The organism is Paeniglutamicibacter selenitireducens, from assembly GCF_051550675.1.
GTDB lineage: Bacteria > Actinomycetota > Actinomycetes > Actinomycetales > Micrococcaceae > Paeniglutamicibacter.
On record NZ_JBPULF010000007.1, the window covers coordinates 111868 to 125867 of the forward strand.

The 14000-nt window shown below is 69.7% G+C and carries 12 protein-coding genes; 4 read left to right on the forward strand and 8 right to left on the reverse strand.

From position 1 onward, the window contains the following. Positions 1–10: 10 nt before the first annotated feature. From ACSYDW_RS13180 to ACSYDW_RS13205, 6 genes are all read right to left on the reverse strand, one after another. Positions 11–964: an ABC transporter substrate-binding protein gene (locus ACSYDW_RS13180; protein ID WP_438339185.1), complete on the reverse strand. Its 954-nt coding sequence runs from the start codon at positions 962–964 to the stop codon at positions 11–13. Continuing rightward, on the reverse strand, positions 961–2370 hold the full coding sequence (locus ACSYDW_RS13185) for an NtaA/DmoA family FMN-dependent monooxygenase (protein ID WP_438339186.1): 1410 nt from the start codon (positions 2368–2370) through the stop codon (positions 961–963). Before ACSYDW_RS13185 ends, ACSYDW_RS13180 begins: the two co-directional genes overlap by 4 nt. 71 nt (positions 2371–2441) lie before the next feature. Next, positions 2442–3515: an LLM class flavin-dependent oxidoreductase gene (locus tag ACSYDW_RS13190; protein ID WP_438339187.1), complete on the reverse strand. Its 1074-nt coding sequence runs from the start codon at positions 3513–3515 to the stop codon at positions 2442–2444. Positions 3516–3565: 50 nt separating this feature from the next. Beyond that, the gene (locus tag ACSYDW_RS13195) at positions 3566–4576 is read right to left on the reverse strand and encodes a transporter substrate-binding domain-containing protein (RefSeq protein WP_438339188.1); all 1011 of its coding nucleotides are present in this window, start codon (positions 4574–4576) and stop codon (positions 3566–3568) included. Between the two features lie 45 nt (positions 4577–4621). Further along, positions 4622–5428, reverse strand: a complete 807-nt coding sequence (locus ACSYDW_RS13200; protein WP_438339189.1) for an amino acid ABC transporter ATP-binding protein — start codon at positions 5426–5428, stop codon at positions 4622–4624. Then, the gene (locus ACSYDW_RS13205) at positions 5425–6477 is read right to left on the reverse strand and encodes an amino acid ABC transporter permease (protein ID WP_438339190.1); all 1053 of its coding nucleotides are present in this window, start codon (positions 6475–6477) and stop codon (positions 5425–5427) included. The genes ACSYDW_RS13200 and ACSYDW_RS13205 overlap by 4 nt, the downstream gene beginning before the upstream one ends. Before the next feature lie 347 nt (positions 6478–6824). Between ACSYDW_RS13205 and ACSYDW_RS13210 the strand changes: the two genes are divergently transcribed. The 4 genes from ACSYDW_RS13210 to ACSYDW_RS13225 all read left to right on the forward strand — a co-directional run bounded on the left by ACSYDW_RS13210 (position 6825) and on the right by ACSYDW_RS13225 (position 12220). Beyond that, on the forward strand, positions 6825–8837 hold the full coding sequence (locus ACSYDW_RS13210; protein ID WP_438339191.1) for an FAD/NAD(P)-binding protein: 2013 nt from the start codon (positions 6825–6827) through the stop codon (positions 8835–8837). 5 nt (positions 8838–8842) lie between these two features. Continuing rightward, positions 8843–9352, forward strand: coding sequence for a GNAT family N-acetyltransferase (locus ACSYDW_RS13215; RefSeq protein ID WP_438339192.1), 510 nt, complete (start codon positions 8843–8845; stop codon positions 9350–9352). Between the two features lie 72 nt (positions 9353–9424). Continuing rightward, positions 9425–11176: a helicase HerA-like domain-containing protein gene (locus ACSYDW_RS13220; protein ID WP_438339193.1), complete on the forward strand. Its 1752-nt coding sequence runs from the start codon at positions 9425–9427 to the stop codon at positions 11174–11176. 48 nt (positions 11177–11224) lie between these two features. Further along, on the forward strand, positions 11225–12220 hold the full coding sequence (locus ACSYDW_RS13225; RefSeq protein ID WP_438339194.1) for a hypothetical protein: 996 nt from the start codon (positions 11225–11227) through the stop codon (positions 12218–12220). A gap of 6 nt (positions 12221–12226) precedes the next feature. Here the strand turns inward: ACSYDW_RS13225 and ACSYDW_RS13230 are convergent, their stop codons facing one another. Both ACSYDW_RS13230 and ACSYDW_RS13235 read right to left on the reverse strand, forming a co-directional pair. Further along, positions 12227–13495: an MFS transporter gene (locus tag ACSYDW_RS13230; RefSeq protein WP_438339195.1), complete on the reverse strand. Its 1269-nt coding sequence runs from the start codon at positions 13493–13495 to the stop codon at positions 12227–12229. Then, complete coding sequence (locus ACSYDW_RS13235) at positions 13492–13977, reverse strand: MarR family winged helix-turn-helix transcriptional regulator (RefSeq protein WP_438339196.1); 486 nt, start codon at positions 13975–13977, stop codon at positions 13492–13494. Before ACSYDW_RS13235 ends, ACSYDW_RS13230 begins: the two co-directional genes overlap by 4 nt. Positions 13978–14000: the final 23 nt, after the last annotated feature.

The window sequence follows — 14000 nt, forward strand, 5'->3', positions numbered from 1 at the left end:
GTCGTGCCATTCAGTCCTTGAGACCCGGCGGGTTCAGCTCGGAGGCGGGGATCGATTCCTCGCCCAGCGCCCACTTGTCCAGGATCTGCTGGTACAGGCCCGAGGCGATCAGCCCGTCGATGCCCTCCCGCGAGGCCTCGGCCAGGCCGCTGCCCTTCCGCACGGTCACCGCGATGTTTGCGGCATCCGGCCAGCCTCCGGGCACCAGGCCCGCGAGCCGCGTCTTGCCGTCGGTGCTGGCCTTGTAGGCGCCCGTGGCGTTGGGGCCGAAGGAGGCGTCTGCGCGCCCGGAGGTCAGCGCCACGGTTGCCAGCGCATCCTCGTCGTAGTACTGGAACTCGACGGGTTCCAGCCCGGCTTTCCGGTTCTGCGCGTCCCAGGAGAGCAGGATCTTCTCCTGGTTGGTGCCCGAACCCACGGTGATGCGCAGGCCTGCGACGTCCTTCGGTTCGCGGATCTCCTTGACCGGGGAATCGACAGGGACGTAGAAGCCGAGCTTGTCCTCGCGGTAGGTGGCGAAGTCGTACTTTTTCTTGCGTTCCTGCGTCACCGTGACGTTGCTGATGACGGCCTCGTACTTCCCGGACTCGAGCCCCAGCGGCCAGTCGGCCCAGGACACCGGCACGAGGTCCGCCTCCAGCCCCAGCGACTGGGCGAGCGCCACGGCGATGTCCGCCTCGTCGCCGATCACCGTCTTGTTGTCCGTGGCGAACATGGCAAGGGGCGCGGACCCCGGGGCGATGGCCACGGTGAGCTTGCCGTCCTTTTTGATGTCCGCGGGCAGGATCTTGGTCGCGGCCGCGACGGGATCGGCCGTCTGGCGGTTCTGTTCCGGGGACAGGTTGAATCCGTGCGTGGATACCGTGTCCGCGGCGGCGGTGCTCCCGGGGTCGGAGCAGCCGGTGAGCAGCAGTCCCAGGGCGGCAGCGCCGAGGATCAGTCCGGTGGTGGTTTTCTGGTTCATGCGCTTTCCTCGTATCGGGTGTTGGGTTGGTCCGACGCCGCGGACGCGATGTCGGTGGGGTCGTCGAGACCCAGGTTTTCGCGCAGGGTGTCCCCCGCGTAGCTTGTCGGGTAGATCCCGCGTTCCTGCAGCCTTGGGACCAGGTGGTTGACGATGTCGTCGAGCCCCGAGGGCACCAGCCACGGGGTGATGTTGAAGCCGTCCACGGCGCCGGCGTCCGCGTAGCGTTCCAGCGTTTCGGCGACCCCGTCGTAGGACCCCACGAAGGACCCGCCGACCCGCCCGGACCTGGAGCGCACGAACTGAAGGATGTTCAGTCCCTGTTCGGCGGCGGCGGCGCGCCAGGCGCGGGTCGTCTCCACGGCCTTGGCGCCCTGGAAGCCGCTGCCGCGGGTCACGTCGGATTCGCCGATGCGGGGGTCGAAGTCCGGAAGCGGCCCCTCCGGGTCGAGGCCGTCCAGGGACTCGCCCCAGAACTGCTCCAGGTAGGCCAGGGCCTGCTGCGGCCCGATCTGCTGCTCGCGGACCCAGCGGAGCTTCTCCTGGGCCTCGGCTTCCGTTGCGGCAAGGATGAACTCGCTGCCGGGCATGATCTTCACCGCCGAGGCGGGGCGGCCTGCCTTGAGGGTGCGGGCCGTGATGTCGGCGCGGAAGGCCGTTGCCGCCTCCAGCCCACCGTGCGCGGAAAAGATGACATCCGCCTGGCGGGCGGCGAAGTCGCGGCCCTCGGCCGAGTCGCCGGCCTGGAAGAGGACCGGGCGGACCTGCGGGCTGCGCGGCAGGCGCGAGGCGTAGCTGATCTCGTAGTGCTTGCCGGCGTGCCCCACCGGTTTGGGGGCCCCGCCGGCGAACCACGCTTCGGCGGTACCGTCGGCCGCGATGTCCTCCCGGCCCCAGGAATCCCAGATCCGCTTGGCGGTGGCCACGAACGCCTCGGCGTGCGTGTACCGGTCCGCGTGGTCCAGGTACCCACCGCGGCGGAAGTTCGCGCCGGTCCAGGCGTTGTCCGTGGTGACGATGTTCCAGGCGGCCCGCCCCCCGGAGACAAGGTCAAGGGAAGCGAGTCGGTGGGCAAGGTCGGCCGGGTCGTTGTAGGTGGTGTTCTGCGTGGCCACGAGGCCGATCCGGGTTGTCACGGCGGCCAGGGCCGCCAGCAGGGTCTGTGCGTCGGGGCGTCCGGCAACGTCGAGGTCGTGGATCCGGCCCAGGTGTTCGCGCAGGCGCAGTCCCTCGCCCAGGAAGAAGGCGGAAAAGATCCCCCGTTCGGCGGTCTGGGCGAGCCGGCGGAAGGACTCGAAGTCGGTTTGCGATCCCGCTTCGGGCGTTTTCCAGACGGTGCTGGAGTTCACGCCCTGGAAGAAGACGCCCAGGCGCAGTTGGTTCTTTGGCTTGTTCTCGGTGCTCATGGTGGTGGCTCCAATGGGTGGCGGTGGTCGGGGGTGTTGGTCGAGGGCGGTGGTCGAAGGGCGGGGTGCCGTCAGCCGGCTGCGTACCGGTTGGCCGCGGCGGGCAGGCCCAGGGTCTCGCGCAGGGTGTTCCCGGTGCGGATCGGGCGCAGCACCCCGGCGCGGCGCAGGACCGGCAGCACGGAGGCCGCCAGTTCCGGGGTGTCGCGGTGGAGCTCGGCGGGGTGCAGGCGGACGCCGTCGGCCCGGCCCAGCAGCTCGACCAGGTAGTCGGCGAGGTCCGCTGCCGTCCCGGTGAACCGGGCCCGCGGCGAGTGCCAGGGCGCCTGCTCCTCCAGCGCCGCAAGCCTTTCCGCGGCGGGTTCGCCCGCATGGTCGAGGACCACCTCGAGTTCTGCGATCCGGATCCCGTGCGGGTCCCCGACCGGTGCTGCGGCCAGCAGGCCATCGAGGTCCCCGGCGCCGAAAAGGGTTGCGTCGCTGTCGGCATCCAGGGGTGCGGAGGCGAAGACCGGGATCTGTCCCTGGACGGGGCGCGGGCTGATGGAGGGGCCCTTGACGGAGAACCGCTTCCCGGTGAAGTCTGCGTAGTGCACCTTGGACCGGTCGAGGTAGCGGCCCGTTGCGGCGTCCCTGATGACGGCCCCGTCCTCCCAGCTGTCCCAGAGCCTGCGACTTGCCTCAAGCACGTCGGCGACCTCGCCGGCCAATTCCCCGGGTTCAAGGCCTTCCCTGCCGACGGCGGCCCCTTCGTCAGCGGTGCCAGTGGCCGAGACGATCCAGCCGGCGCGGCCGGAGGACACCGCGTCGAGTGCGGCCAGCTGCGTGGAGAGATGGAACGGTTCGGTGTAGATCGAATCGGCGACGGGGATCAGACCGATGCTGTGCGTCAGCGGGCCCACGTAGGCTGCGCGCTGGATGGCGTCCAGCCGGGCACCGGGGCCCCGGGTCGGGGCCAGGCGGCCGTCCTCGAAGCTCACGGCGTGGAACCCCGCCGATTCCGCGGACAGCACGGTCCGTGCGGTGTGCTTGGCGTCGAGCACAGCATCCGGTGCGTGGTGGCCCCGCCGCCAGGCTGCGGGGTGTGCCCCGGCTCCGTCGACCTCCAGGATCAGGATTGCGTGGGCGTGGTGTGTTGCTGTCATTGCGGTCTCCTTGGAAGTGCGTTTCGGAAATGGGTGGCTGTTGGTTCCGGCTACTTGCCGGTGTAGTTTTCGGCGGTCACGGCCTGTGAGGACTTCACCGCTTCTTCCTCGAGTCCCCAGCGCTGGAGCACCTTGGCGTAGCTGCCGTCGGCGATGAGCTCGTTGATGGCCGCAGCGATGGGTTCGGCGAGTCCGTTGCCGCGTTTGGTGGTTGCCGCCACGAGGGTTTCGGAGGGCCAGCCGGCATTGATCTTGCCGACCACCTTGGTGTCGTCGCGTGTGTTTTCGCGGTAGACGGTGGTGGGGTACGGGGCAAGGTTCACGTCCACGCGGCCCGAGGTGAGGGCCAGGATGGTGTCGGCGTCCGAGGAGTAGTACTGCAGGTCCGCCGGTGCCTTGCCTTGTGCCTCCAGTTCCTTGTTCCAGGCCAGCAGGATCTTTTCCTGGTTGGTCCCGGCACCGACGGAAACCTTCAGGCCCGAGACGTCCGAAGCCCCCTGGACGGAACCCTCGAAACCTGTTTTCGCCTCGAACCCCATGTAGGCGGCTCGGTAGGGGGCGAAGTCGTATTTCTTGATGCGTTCGGCATTGATGCCCACGTTGGAGAAGACAGCCTCGACGGCCCCCGAGTCCGTTTGAAGGGGCCAGTTCTCCCAGCTGGTGAGCTGCAGGTCCAGTTCCAGGCCGAGCTTGTCCGCGACGAGCTGGGCGATGTCGGTTTCGGTGCCGATGAGTGTGGTGTTGTCGCTGGCGTGGAAGGTCAGCGGCACCGACCCGGCGCTGGTGGCGACGGTGAGTTTCCCGTCCCGGGCCAGCTCCCCCGGAACGGTTGCCGCGAGTTTCGCGTCCTTCGTGCTGCGCACCCGGTCCTGCTCGGGCGAGGTGTTGTACGTCGGGCCGGAGGCCGTGCCCTGGTTCGCGTCGCCCTGGCTGGGCGTCCCCTTGTCCGTGTCGGCGCTGGCGGTGGGGTCGGCGCAGCCGGCAAGTCCCAGGGCCAGCACCGTACCCAGGCCCAGGGCGAGGGCTGTGCGGCGGGTGTTTCGGTGGGTGGTGTTTTTCATGTGTGCTCGGTCCTTGTCGGGTGGGGCCTCGGGTGAGGCGGGCGGTCAGAGGTGGAAGGCCGGTTCGATGACCTTGGACAGGAATTCCTTGGTGCGCGGGTGTTGCGGGGAACCGAAGATTTCGGCGGGGGTTCCCTGCTCCACGATGTGTCCGCCGTCCATGAAGACCACGCGGTCGGCAACATCGCGGGCGAAGCCCATTTCGTGGGTGACGATGACCAGGGTGGTTCCGTCCTGCGCGAGTCCGCGGATCACGTCGAGCACCTCGCCGACCAGTTCCGGGTCCAGCGCGGAGGTTGGTTCGTCGAAGAGCACGACCTTGGGGTTCAGGGCCAGGGCCCGTGCGATGGCGACGCGCTGCTGCTGCCCGCCCGAGAGCTGTCGGGGGTAGGCATTGGCCTTCTCGGCAAGGCCAACCCGGCGCAGCAGCCCCAGGGCACTGTCGGTAACTTCTGCGCGGTTGCGGCCCTGGGCGTGGATGGGTGCCTCGGTGATGTTGTCCAGCACGCTCAGGTGCGGGAAGAGGTTGAAGTTCTGGAAGACCATTCCCACGTGGGTGCGCTGGCGCAGCACCTCGTGTTCCCGCAGCTCGTGCAGCCGGCGGCCGCGCACCCTGTAGCCCATGAGTTCGCCATCCACCCGGATGGTTCCCCCGTCGAGTCTTTCCAGGTGGTTGATGGTGCGCAGCAGCGTGGACTTCCCGGAGCCCGAAGGGCCCAGGATCGCCACGACCTCGCCGGGCTCGATGGTCAGGTCGATGCCCTTGAGCACTTCCTGGTGGCCGAAGGACTTGTGGACGTTGCGGATCTCGACAAGCCCGCGGGTGGCCTGCACTGTGGCGGTGGTGGTCATCGGTTTCCAATCGGGTTCCGGGTGCGGATGGTGAAGAAGCTGCGCAGCTTCTGCAACGGGGTCTCGGGCAGCGTGCGCACCGCCCCCTTGGAGTAGTGGCGTTCGATGTAGTACTGGGCGATCGAAAGCACCGAGGTAATCACGATGTACCAGCAGGTGGCGACCAACAGCAGCGGCAGCACCTGCTGGGTCCGGGAGTAGATGACCTGCACCGTGTAGAAGAGCTCCCCGTAGGCCAGCACGTAGACGATCGAGGTGCCCTTGACCAGCCCGATGACCTCGTTGAAGGCGGTGGGCAGGATCGCGCGCATGGCCTGGGGCAGGACGATGTGGGTGGACCGGCGCCAGGGCGGGATGCCGAGGGCCGCTGCCGCCTCCAGCTGGCCGTGGTCCACCGAGAGGATGCCGCCGCGGATGATCTCGGCCGAATAGGCCGCCTGGTTCAGCGTGAGTCCCAGGACCGCCGCACCGAACTGGCTGATCAACGTGGTGGTGGAGACCTCGAAGAAGGTGATCCCGGTGAACGGGATGCCCAGCGAGATTTTCTCGTACAGGTAGCCGAGGTTGTACCAAAGCAGCATCTGGACCAGCAGCGGGGTGGAGCGGAAGATCCAGGAGAAGGTCCAGGAGACGGAGGAGAAGAGCGGCGAGCTGGAGAGCCGCATCAGGGCCAGCACGAATCCGAGGGCGAATCCGAGCGCACCGCAGATGACTGTCAGCTTCAGCGTCTCCCCCAGGCCGCGGAGCACCGACTCGGCGGTGAACCACTGGGCCACCACGTTCCATTCCCAGCGGGGGTTGGTGGTCAGCGAGTAGAGGATCCCGGCGAGCGCCAAGGCAACGAATACTGTCCCGACCCAGCGTCCGGGGTGCCGGGCCGGCACGATGCCCCGGGCGTGGTAGTCGGCGTCATCTTGTTCGGGTCCGCCGGCCGGACCCGTTCTTGCGGGTGGAGCCGGCGTTGCCCGCCCGGCTGCGGCAGGCGTCCCGGCGGCGGCCGTTGCCGCAGCTTCGCCGTCGACTTCCGTGGTTCGTGTTGCGGCACCCATGTGCCACCTCCTTCGCGGTACACCGGCTGGCGGTGTTGGGGTGATGTGGTTTCCCGGGTCGAGGTGGATGCCTCGTCCTGCCACCCACGCTAGGAGCCGGAAACAGTCGCCCACAAGGAGCGGGTCCATGGCGGGAAACCTCGGGAAACGATGCGCAACACTCGCTCCCCGGCGTGATTCCGCCGGGGTTCCGCAAGTCGGATTGTGACGCTTCGTCACCCCGCGTTGCGGCGCATCACGGCAGGTGAAGTAGCGCGTTGGCCGCGCCCGGTGCGTTGCCTAGGCTGGCACTCACTTCACGGCGCGCAGCCAGGCGCGACCGGGGGCCAGAGACCAAGGGAGCACACATGGGACTGCCACCACGGGCACCACGGAACGAGGCAGGGCGCCACGCCCCGGGCGCCCCGGCGGCCCGCCTGCTGGTCGTCGGCGGCGGTCCGCGCGCCGCCATGTTGTTGGAGCGCGTGGCCGCCAACCACGGCGGGCCCGGCTCCGCCCCGCTGCACATCGACGTTGTCGATCCGTTCCCTCCCGGGGCCGGGCGCATCTGGCGCGATGACCAGTCCCCGCTGCTGAAGCTCAACTCCATGGCCATGGACGTGAGCATGTTTACCGACGAGTCGGTGGCCTGCCAGGGTCCTGCCGCGCCGGGGCCTTCCCTGTGGGAGTGGGCGTGCCAGGTGCGCACCGGCACCTGCCCGGGGATAGACCCCGCCGCGTTCCCGCCCGGCAGCGCGCTGGCCGGGGAGCTCGCGTCGCTCGGCGCCGATTCCTTCCCCACGCGGCGGCTCAACAGCCGCTACCTGGAGTGGTTCCTGGCCCGCACCGTGGCCGGCCTTCCGGAAGGCGTCGAGGTTTCCTTCCACGCGGACACCGTGGTGGACATCGTTCCCGGTGCGCCGGGGCTGCGGCATCGGGCCGAGCTGGGCTCCGGCGCGGTCCTGGAGGCGGACCAGGTGCTGCTCGCCCAGGGCCACACCGACGGGCTCCCGGATGCCTCGGCCAGGCGTTTCGCCGGCTTCGCCGCGCAGGACCCCGAACGACTCACCTACATACCGCCGGCCTACACCAACGACGTCGACCTCTCCGGGCTGCAGGCCGGCAGCGATGTGCTGGTTTCGGGCATGGGGCTGGCCTTCGTGGACCTCTTCGTGCTGCTGATGCAGGGCCGGGGCGGCAGCTTCGCCACGGGTCCCGACGGCCTGCTGGCCTACAGGCCCTCGGGCCGGGAACCGCGCCTGCTGGTCGGGTCCCGGCGCGGTGTCCCGTACCTTTCGAAGATCCGCGGCGGGCTGCGCGGCGAGGCGGGCACGGGGCTGCGCTTCCTGACCCAGCCGGCCGTCGACGGGTTGCGGCAGCGGCACGGGCTCTTGGACTTCCGGGCCCACCTGTGGCCGTTGGTGGCCAAGGATGCCGCCTACGGCTACTACCGCGAGCTGCTCACCGCTTCCCCCGGACGCGCGCGCCTTCCCTGGGCGGAGTTCGCAGACAGGTTCGCGCCCCTTGACTGGTACTCCGCCGAGCGGGAAGCACTGGTTGAACGGGCGGTCCCGGATCCGCGGGACAGGCTCGACTTCGAGGCTCTCGACCATCCCCTGGCGGGGCGCGAGTTCGCCAGCGCGGAACAGGTCCAGGCGGCGGTGCGCGAGGCGGTGTCCACCGACCTTGCCCTGCGCGACGGCGGGGAACACTCCGAGACCCTGGGGCTGTTCCTGGGCCTGCTTGGCTGCTACATGGAGCTGGGCCGCCTCGTCTCGCTGGAGGACCTCCGCGATTCGAGCCGGCGCGACGTCGCCGGCTGGTGGCACGGGTTCTTCAGCTACGTGGACTCCGGTCCCCCGGCGAGCCGGCTGCGGGAACTGCTGGCCCTCGAACGGGCGGGGCTCGTGCGGTTCCTCGGGCCCCGGACGACCTTCGACATCGATCCGGAGGGCGGCCGCTTCATCGCCCGCGGGACCCTCGACGGGGTCGTGACCGGCGCGCAGGCCTTCGTCGAGGCGCGCCTTCCGGGCTCAGCGCTGGAAACCACCGGCAACCCGCTGCTGCGTGCGCTCGTTGCCCGCGGCCTTGTCACCCAGGAATCCAGCGGCACCGGGAAACTGCTGGTCGATGGCGACCAACGGTGCCTCGACGCCGGCGGCTCGGCCAGCAACTGGCTCCGCGCCGTGGGGGCCGGGGTCTCGGGGTGGAGCGCGGGGGCATTTGCCCGCCCGCACTCCAACGCCGCCCCGTTCCGGGACACCGACGCCCTGGCCCGCCAGCTGCTGGCAGCCGTCCCGGGGCCCGCTCCCGAAACCGCGGCCATGTCCGCAACGGCCCTTGCCGCATGCATCGATTCCGTCCACCGCTACGTAGGGTAAAGACCATGAGCACAACCTCCCCGCAGTCCAGCCGCGACCTGGTGGTCGTCCGCGCCTCCCTTGACGACCCGCGCGCCGAACCCCTGATCGCGGGCCTCACCCACGAATACACGCAACGCTACGGAAACCTCTTTGGCGGCACCGACGAGGAGATGAAGCGCTACCCCGCCGCCGAGTTCGCCGCCCCCTCGGGCAGCCTGCTGCTCCTGCTGGAGGACGGCCGGACCGTTGCCGGGGGTGCCTTCCGGCGGTACGCGGAATCGGTCGCCGAGTTCAAGCGGATCTGGACCCATGAGGACCACCGCCGCCGCGGGCTGGCGGGGAAGGTCCTCGGCGCCCTGGAGGCGGAGGCACGCGACCTCGGGTACGCCAGCGTGTACCTGACCACGGGCCCCCGCCAGCCCGAGGCCGTGCGGCTGTACCTCAAGGCCGGGTACACCCCGCATTTCGACCTTGCGGCGGACCCGGAGGACATCGGCCACCTCCCCTTCACCAAGGAACTCGCCGGCGCCTGAGGGTACCGTCACCGGGGAGACCGCCTGGCGTGCCAACCGCGCCGCGCCGCATCCAGACCGTAGGCTATGCACATGGCCAAGATGACACCAGCCCAGCATGCAGAATCCATCGCCGCCGGCTACTCCTTCGAGGGGCTTGCCGTCACCCTGGGCGCGGCCCTGGTCGGTGGAGAGGTCCACCCCGAGGCGCAGGTCCGGCTGCCGGTGCGCATGATGAACCGGCACGGGCTGGTGGCCGGAGCCACCGGAACGGGCAAGACCATCACCCTGCAGCTGATGGCCGAACAGCTCTCCGGCCACGGGGTGCCCGTCTTCCTCGCCGACATCAAGGGCGACCTCACGGGGCTCTCCACCCCCGGCCAGCCGAGCGAGAAGCTGCTGGCACGCACGGCCTCGGTCGGCATGGGCTGGGAGGCCAAGTCCTTCCCCGTCGAGTACTTCTCCCTGGGCGGCGACGGGGCCGGCGTCCCCATCCGCGCCACCGTGTCCTCGTTCGGCCCGCTGCTGCTCTCGCGCATCATGGAGCTGAACGAAACCCAGGAATCCTGCCTGCAGCTGATCTTCCACTACGCGGACACCAAGGGCCTGGAGCTGCACGACCTCAAGGACCTGCGCGCCGTCATCCAGTACCTGACAAGCGACGAGGGCAAGCCGGAACTGGAAAACCTCGGCGGGGTCTCCAAGGCCACCGCGGGCGTCATCCTGCGCGAACTCGTGACCCTCGAGGCCCAGGGCATGGACAGCTTCTTCGGCGAACCGGAGTTCGAGACCTCCGAGCTGCTGCGTCTGGCCCCGGACGGCCGCGGCGTCGTCAGCTGCCTCGAGCTGCCCACCCTGATGGAGAAGCCGGTGCTGTTCTCCACGTTCATGATCTGGCTGCTCGCGGACCTGTTCGCCGAGCTGCCGGAGGTCGGCGACGCGGAAAAGCCCAAGCTGGTGTTCTTCCTCGACGAGGCCCACCTGCTCTTCCGCGGTGCCTCCAAGGCGTTCCTGACCTCCATCACCACCACGGTGCGGCTCATCCGTTCCAAGGGCGTCGGGGTCTTCTTCGTGACACAGACCCCCAAGGACGTCCCCTCCGACGTGCTCGGCCAGCTGGCCAACCGCGTGCAGCATGCACTGCGCGCCTTCACCCCTGACGACGCCAAGGCGCTGAAGGCCACGATCTCGACGTTCCCCACCAGCAACTACGACCTGGAGGAGGCGCTCACCCAGGCCGGCACGGGCGAGGCCGTGGTGACGGTCATGAACGAGAAGGGCGCGCCGACCCCCGTCGCCTGGACGCGCATGTGGAGCCCCGAGTCGACGATGGGGCCCTCCAACCCCGCGACTGTCGCGGGAATCATCGAGGCTTCGGCGCTGATGAAGGTCTACGGCACCTCGGTGGACCGGGAATCGGCCTTCGAGAAACTCACCGCCCCCGCGGCCAGCCCGGCCCCGGATGCCCCGCGCACCGGGCTGCCCGGGGTCAGCGCCCCGGTGCCCACGGGCGGTTCCGTGGGCGGGCGGGTTCCTGGGCCCGGCCAGTCGCAGGCAGACATCGACGCCGAGGCGCGCAGGATCGAGGAGTCGATCCTCGGACGGCCCTCCTCGTTGCCCGGCTCGGCCCCGGGCCCGGGCGCCAGCGACTACTCCCTGCCGGAGCCCGATGCCGGGACCCGGAGCCCTTCTCGGAAGTCGACGCCCCGCACGCGCCAGGCTCCCGAAGCCCGGCCTGCACCGGGCGGTAACCCACTGCTGGACATGGCGCTGGAGGCGGCCAACGCGATAGGCAACGAACTGCTGCGCGGCATGTTCGGAACCAAGAAGCGCCGCCGCCGCTAGGGGCGGGCCGGTCATGGCGGCCGCGGATTCCCGGTAGCCTAGAGGATCATGAGCGAACGACTTTCCCCCACCAGGGTCGCAGGCATCTGGGCGGCGGCCCTGGTGCTGCTGGCCGTTGCAGCCGTATCCGTCATCGTCCTGGTGAACCACACCGTCTTCGGCCCGGGCCAGAAGGTCAAGGACCTCCAGACGCACCTGGCGGCCGGCGAGGGCGCCGCGGCCCTGGGCCTGCTCAATGCGACGGTTCCCGAAGGCAACGGCCTGCTGCTGGACGGCGACGGCCTGCGTGCCGCGAGCGCGGAGGTCAAGGACTTCACGGTGGGCAAGCCCGAACCCGTCCCCGGAAGCGGGAACGTGGTGCAGGTGACGGCGAGCTACACCGTGCACGGCACGCAGCAGCAGACCAACTACAGCCTGCAGTCGCTCGGGCGCGACTGGCTGTTCTTCGACCACTGGGACTTCGTCCCCTCGATCCTTCCCACCGTTGACATCTCCGCAAGCATCACCAATGCGGTGGACGTCAACGGGCTGCCCGCACCCCTGGACCACGGCAGGACCTCCGTCCCGGTGATCGCCCCCGCGGTTGTCACGGCCGGTTTCGAGACGCCAAACTTCGCCGCCGATTCCCGCGGCATTGCCGTCACCGACCCGAACGCGCAGGGAACAGCGCTGAAGCTGCGCACCGAGCCCACCAAGGCCCTGGTGGAAGAGGTCAACGGCCAGATCAAGAAGTACCTCGACGAATGCGCCGGCCAGCAGGTCCTGATGCCGGCCAGCTGCCCGATGAGCCACACCACCTCGGCCCGGGTCCGCTCGGATTCGATCCACTGGAGCATCATGGACTACCCGAAGGCGGAGATCGTTGCCTACAACGGCCAGTGGGCCCTGCGCCCGTTGACGGTCAAGACCCGGCTCAAGCTCACCGAGCAGGACCTGCGGACCGGCGCCTACGCCGAACGCTCGATCGACGCCGGTTTCGGATTCACCGCGCAGCTCGAGGCCGGCACCACCAAGGCCCGCGTCGTCCCGGTGGCCAGCGAGTAGCCGTCCCTAGTGGCCCATGGCCGGGACCAGGCGGTACCCGCGGCGGCGCCATTCCGCCGGGGTCCGGGCGGCAAGGTGCCTCCGGTGCAACACTATTGCCACGGCGGCCAGTCCGGCCGCCAGCGAGACGAGGGCCCCGCCGGCCACCGACCAGCGGGCCCCGAACTCGGTCCCCAGCCAGCCCACCAGGGGCGCCCCGAAGGGCGTCCCGCCCTGCACCACCACGACGTAGAGAGCTATGACGCGGCCGCGGTAGGCAGGGTCGACGGAGAGCTGGATGGTGGTGTTGGAGCTGTTCAGGAAGGTCAGCGACGCCAGCCCCACCGGGACCATCATGAGCGCGTACCAGAAGAACGTGGGCATGGCGCTTGCCGCGAGCGCTGCCACGCCGAACCCCACGGCACCGCCAAGCAGGTAGCGCATGCGCGGCCTGGCGCGGCGGGCCGCCAGCAGGGCCCCGGCCAGGGTCCCGACGGCCATGACGGTTCCCAGCAGCCCGAACTGCCCGGCGCCGACCCCGAACACGTCGGTGGCCATCATGGCGTTGGTCAGCTGGAAGTTCAACCCGAAGGTCGAGACCACGAACGCCAGCCCGAAGATCAGCAGCAGGTCGGGGCGCCGGCGCACGTAGGCGATGCCCTCGCGGATCTGTCCCTTCTCCCGGGCCACCGGGGTGCTCGGCTGGAACTGCCCGGCACGCATCCTCACCAGGGAGAAGATCACGGCGCCGAAGCTTGCGGCGTTGACCAGGAAGGCCGGGGCGGTACCCAGCCCGGCGATGACAAGGCCCGCCACGCCGGGGCCCGCGAGCCGGGCGAGGTTGAAGGAGGCGCTGTTCAGCGCCACGGCGTTGGGCAGGTCGCCGGCGGGTACCAGCTCGGAGACGAACGCCTGGCGCGCCGGTGCGTCGAATGCGCTCGCGATGCCCAGGCCCAGCGCCAGGAGGTACACGTGCCAGAGCTGGGCGCTGCCGGTGGCCACCAGCAGCCCGAGGCACAGGGCGAAGAACCCCATGGCCGTCTGGGTGATGACCAGCAGTTTGCGCTTGTTCATCCGGTCCGCGAGCACCCCGGCGAAGGGTCCCAGGAAAAGGATGGGGAGGAACTGCAGGCCGGTGGTCACCCCGGCCGCGGCGCCGTCGTGGTCGGTGAGCACCGTGAGCACCAACCAGTCCTGGGCCACGCGCTGCATCCAGGTGCCGATGTTCGAGACGAGGGCGCCGGCGGTCCAGAGCCGGTAGTTGGGGATCCCCAGGGCGCGGAACATCTGGCTCATTGGGCGCTCATTTCGCGCAGCAGGGCCGCGGCCCGCACCAGGATCCGCCGGTCCTCCTCCCCCAGCTGCTCGATCCGCCGGGCCAGCCAGGCGGTCCGCTGGCTGCGGGCACCGATGAAGGTGCGCATGCCCTCCTCGCTGATGTCGATCACCACTTGGCGGGCGTCCCGGGCGCCGGCGGTGCGGGTCACCCAGCCGGATTCGACAAGCGACTTCACGATGCGTGTCATGGACGGGGCGGCGACCCGTTCGCGCTGGGCGAGCTCGCCGATGGTGTGCCCCTCTGTCTTCAAGGCGGCAAGCACCGAGTACTGGGCGGGGGTCAGCATTTCGGAGCTGGATTCGGTGCGCAGCCGCCGGGACGTTTTCATGACGGCCACGCGCAGCTCGGCGGCCAGGTCCCCGGTTGTGGTGGTGGTTGTCGTGGTGGTTTCGGGTTTCGGTTCGTTTTCGGTTTCGTTCGCTTGATCCGGGGTGGACACGGATCCTCCTTCGGCGGGCCCCT

Bases quoted from the DNA above. Each gene is read 5' to 3' on its own strand.
- ACSYDW_RS13180 (WP_438339185.1), bottom strand. From the start codon at position 964: ATGAACCAGAAAACCACCACCGGACTGATCCTCGGCGCTGCCGCCCTG.
- ACSYDW_RS13190 (WP_438339187.1), bottom strand. From the start codon at position 3,515: ATGACAGCAACACACCACGCCCACGCAATCCTGATCCTGGAGGTCGAC.
- ACSYDW_RS13185 (WP_438339186.1), bottom strand. From the start codon at position 2,370: ATGAGCACCGAGAACAAGCCAAAGAACCAACTGCGCCTGGGCGTCTTC.
- ACSYDW_RS13215 (WP_438339192.1), top strand. From the start codon at position 8,843: ATGAGCACAACCTCCCCGCAGTCCAGCCGCGACCTGGTGGTCGTCCGC.
- ACSYDW_RS13225 (WP_438339194.1), top strand. From the start codon at position 11,225: ATGAGCGAACGACTTTCCCCCACCAGGGTCGCAGGCATCTGGGCGGCG.
- ACSYDW_RS13210 (WP_438339191.1), top strand. From the start codon at position 6,825: ATGGGACTGCCACCACGGGCACCACGGAACGAGGCAGGGCGCCACGCC.
- ACSYDW_RS13220 (WP_438339193.1), top strand. From the start codon at position 9,425: ATGGCCAAGATGACACCAGCCCAGCATGCAGAATCCATCGCCGCCGGC.
- ACSYDW_RS13195 (WP_438339188.1), bottom strand. From the start codon at position 4,576: ATGAAAAACACCACCCACCGAAACACCCGCCGCACAGCCCTCGCCCTG.
- ACSYDW_RS13205 (WP_438339190.1), bottom strand. From the start codon at position 6,477: ATGGGTGCCGCAACACGAACCACGGAAGTCGACGGCGAAGCTGCGGCA.
- ACSYDW_RS13200 (WP_438339189.1), bottom strand. From the start codon at position 5,428: ATGACCACCACCGCCACAGTGCAGGCCACCCGCGGGCTTGTCGAGATC.
- ACSYDW_RS13230 (WP_438339195.1), bottom strand. From the start codon at position 13,495: ATGAGCCAGATGTTCCGCGCCCTGGGGATCCCCAACTACCGGCTCTGG.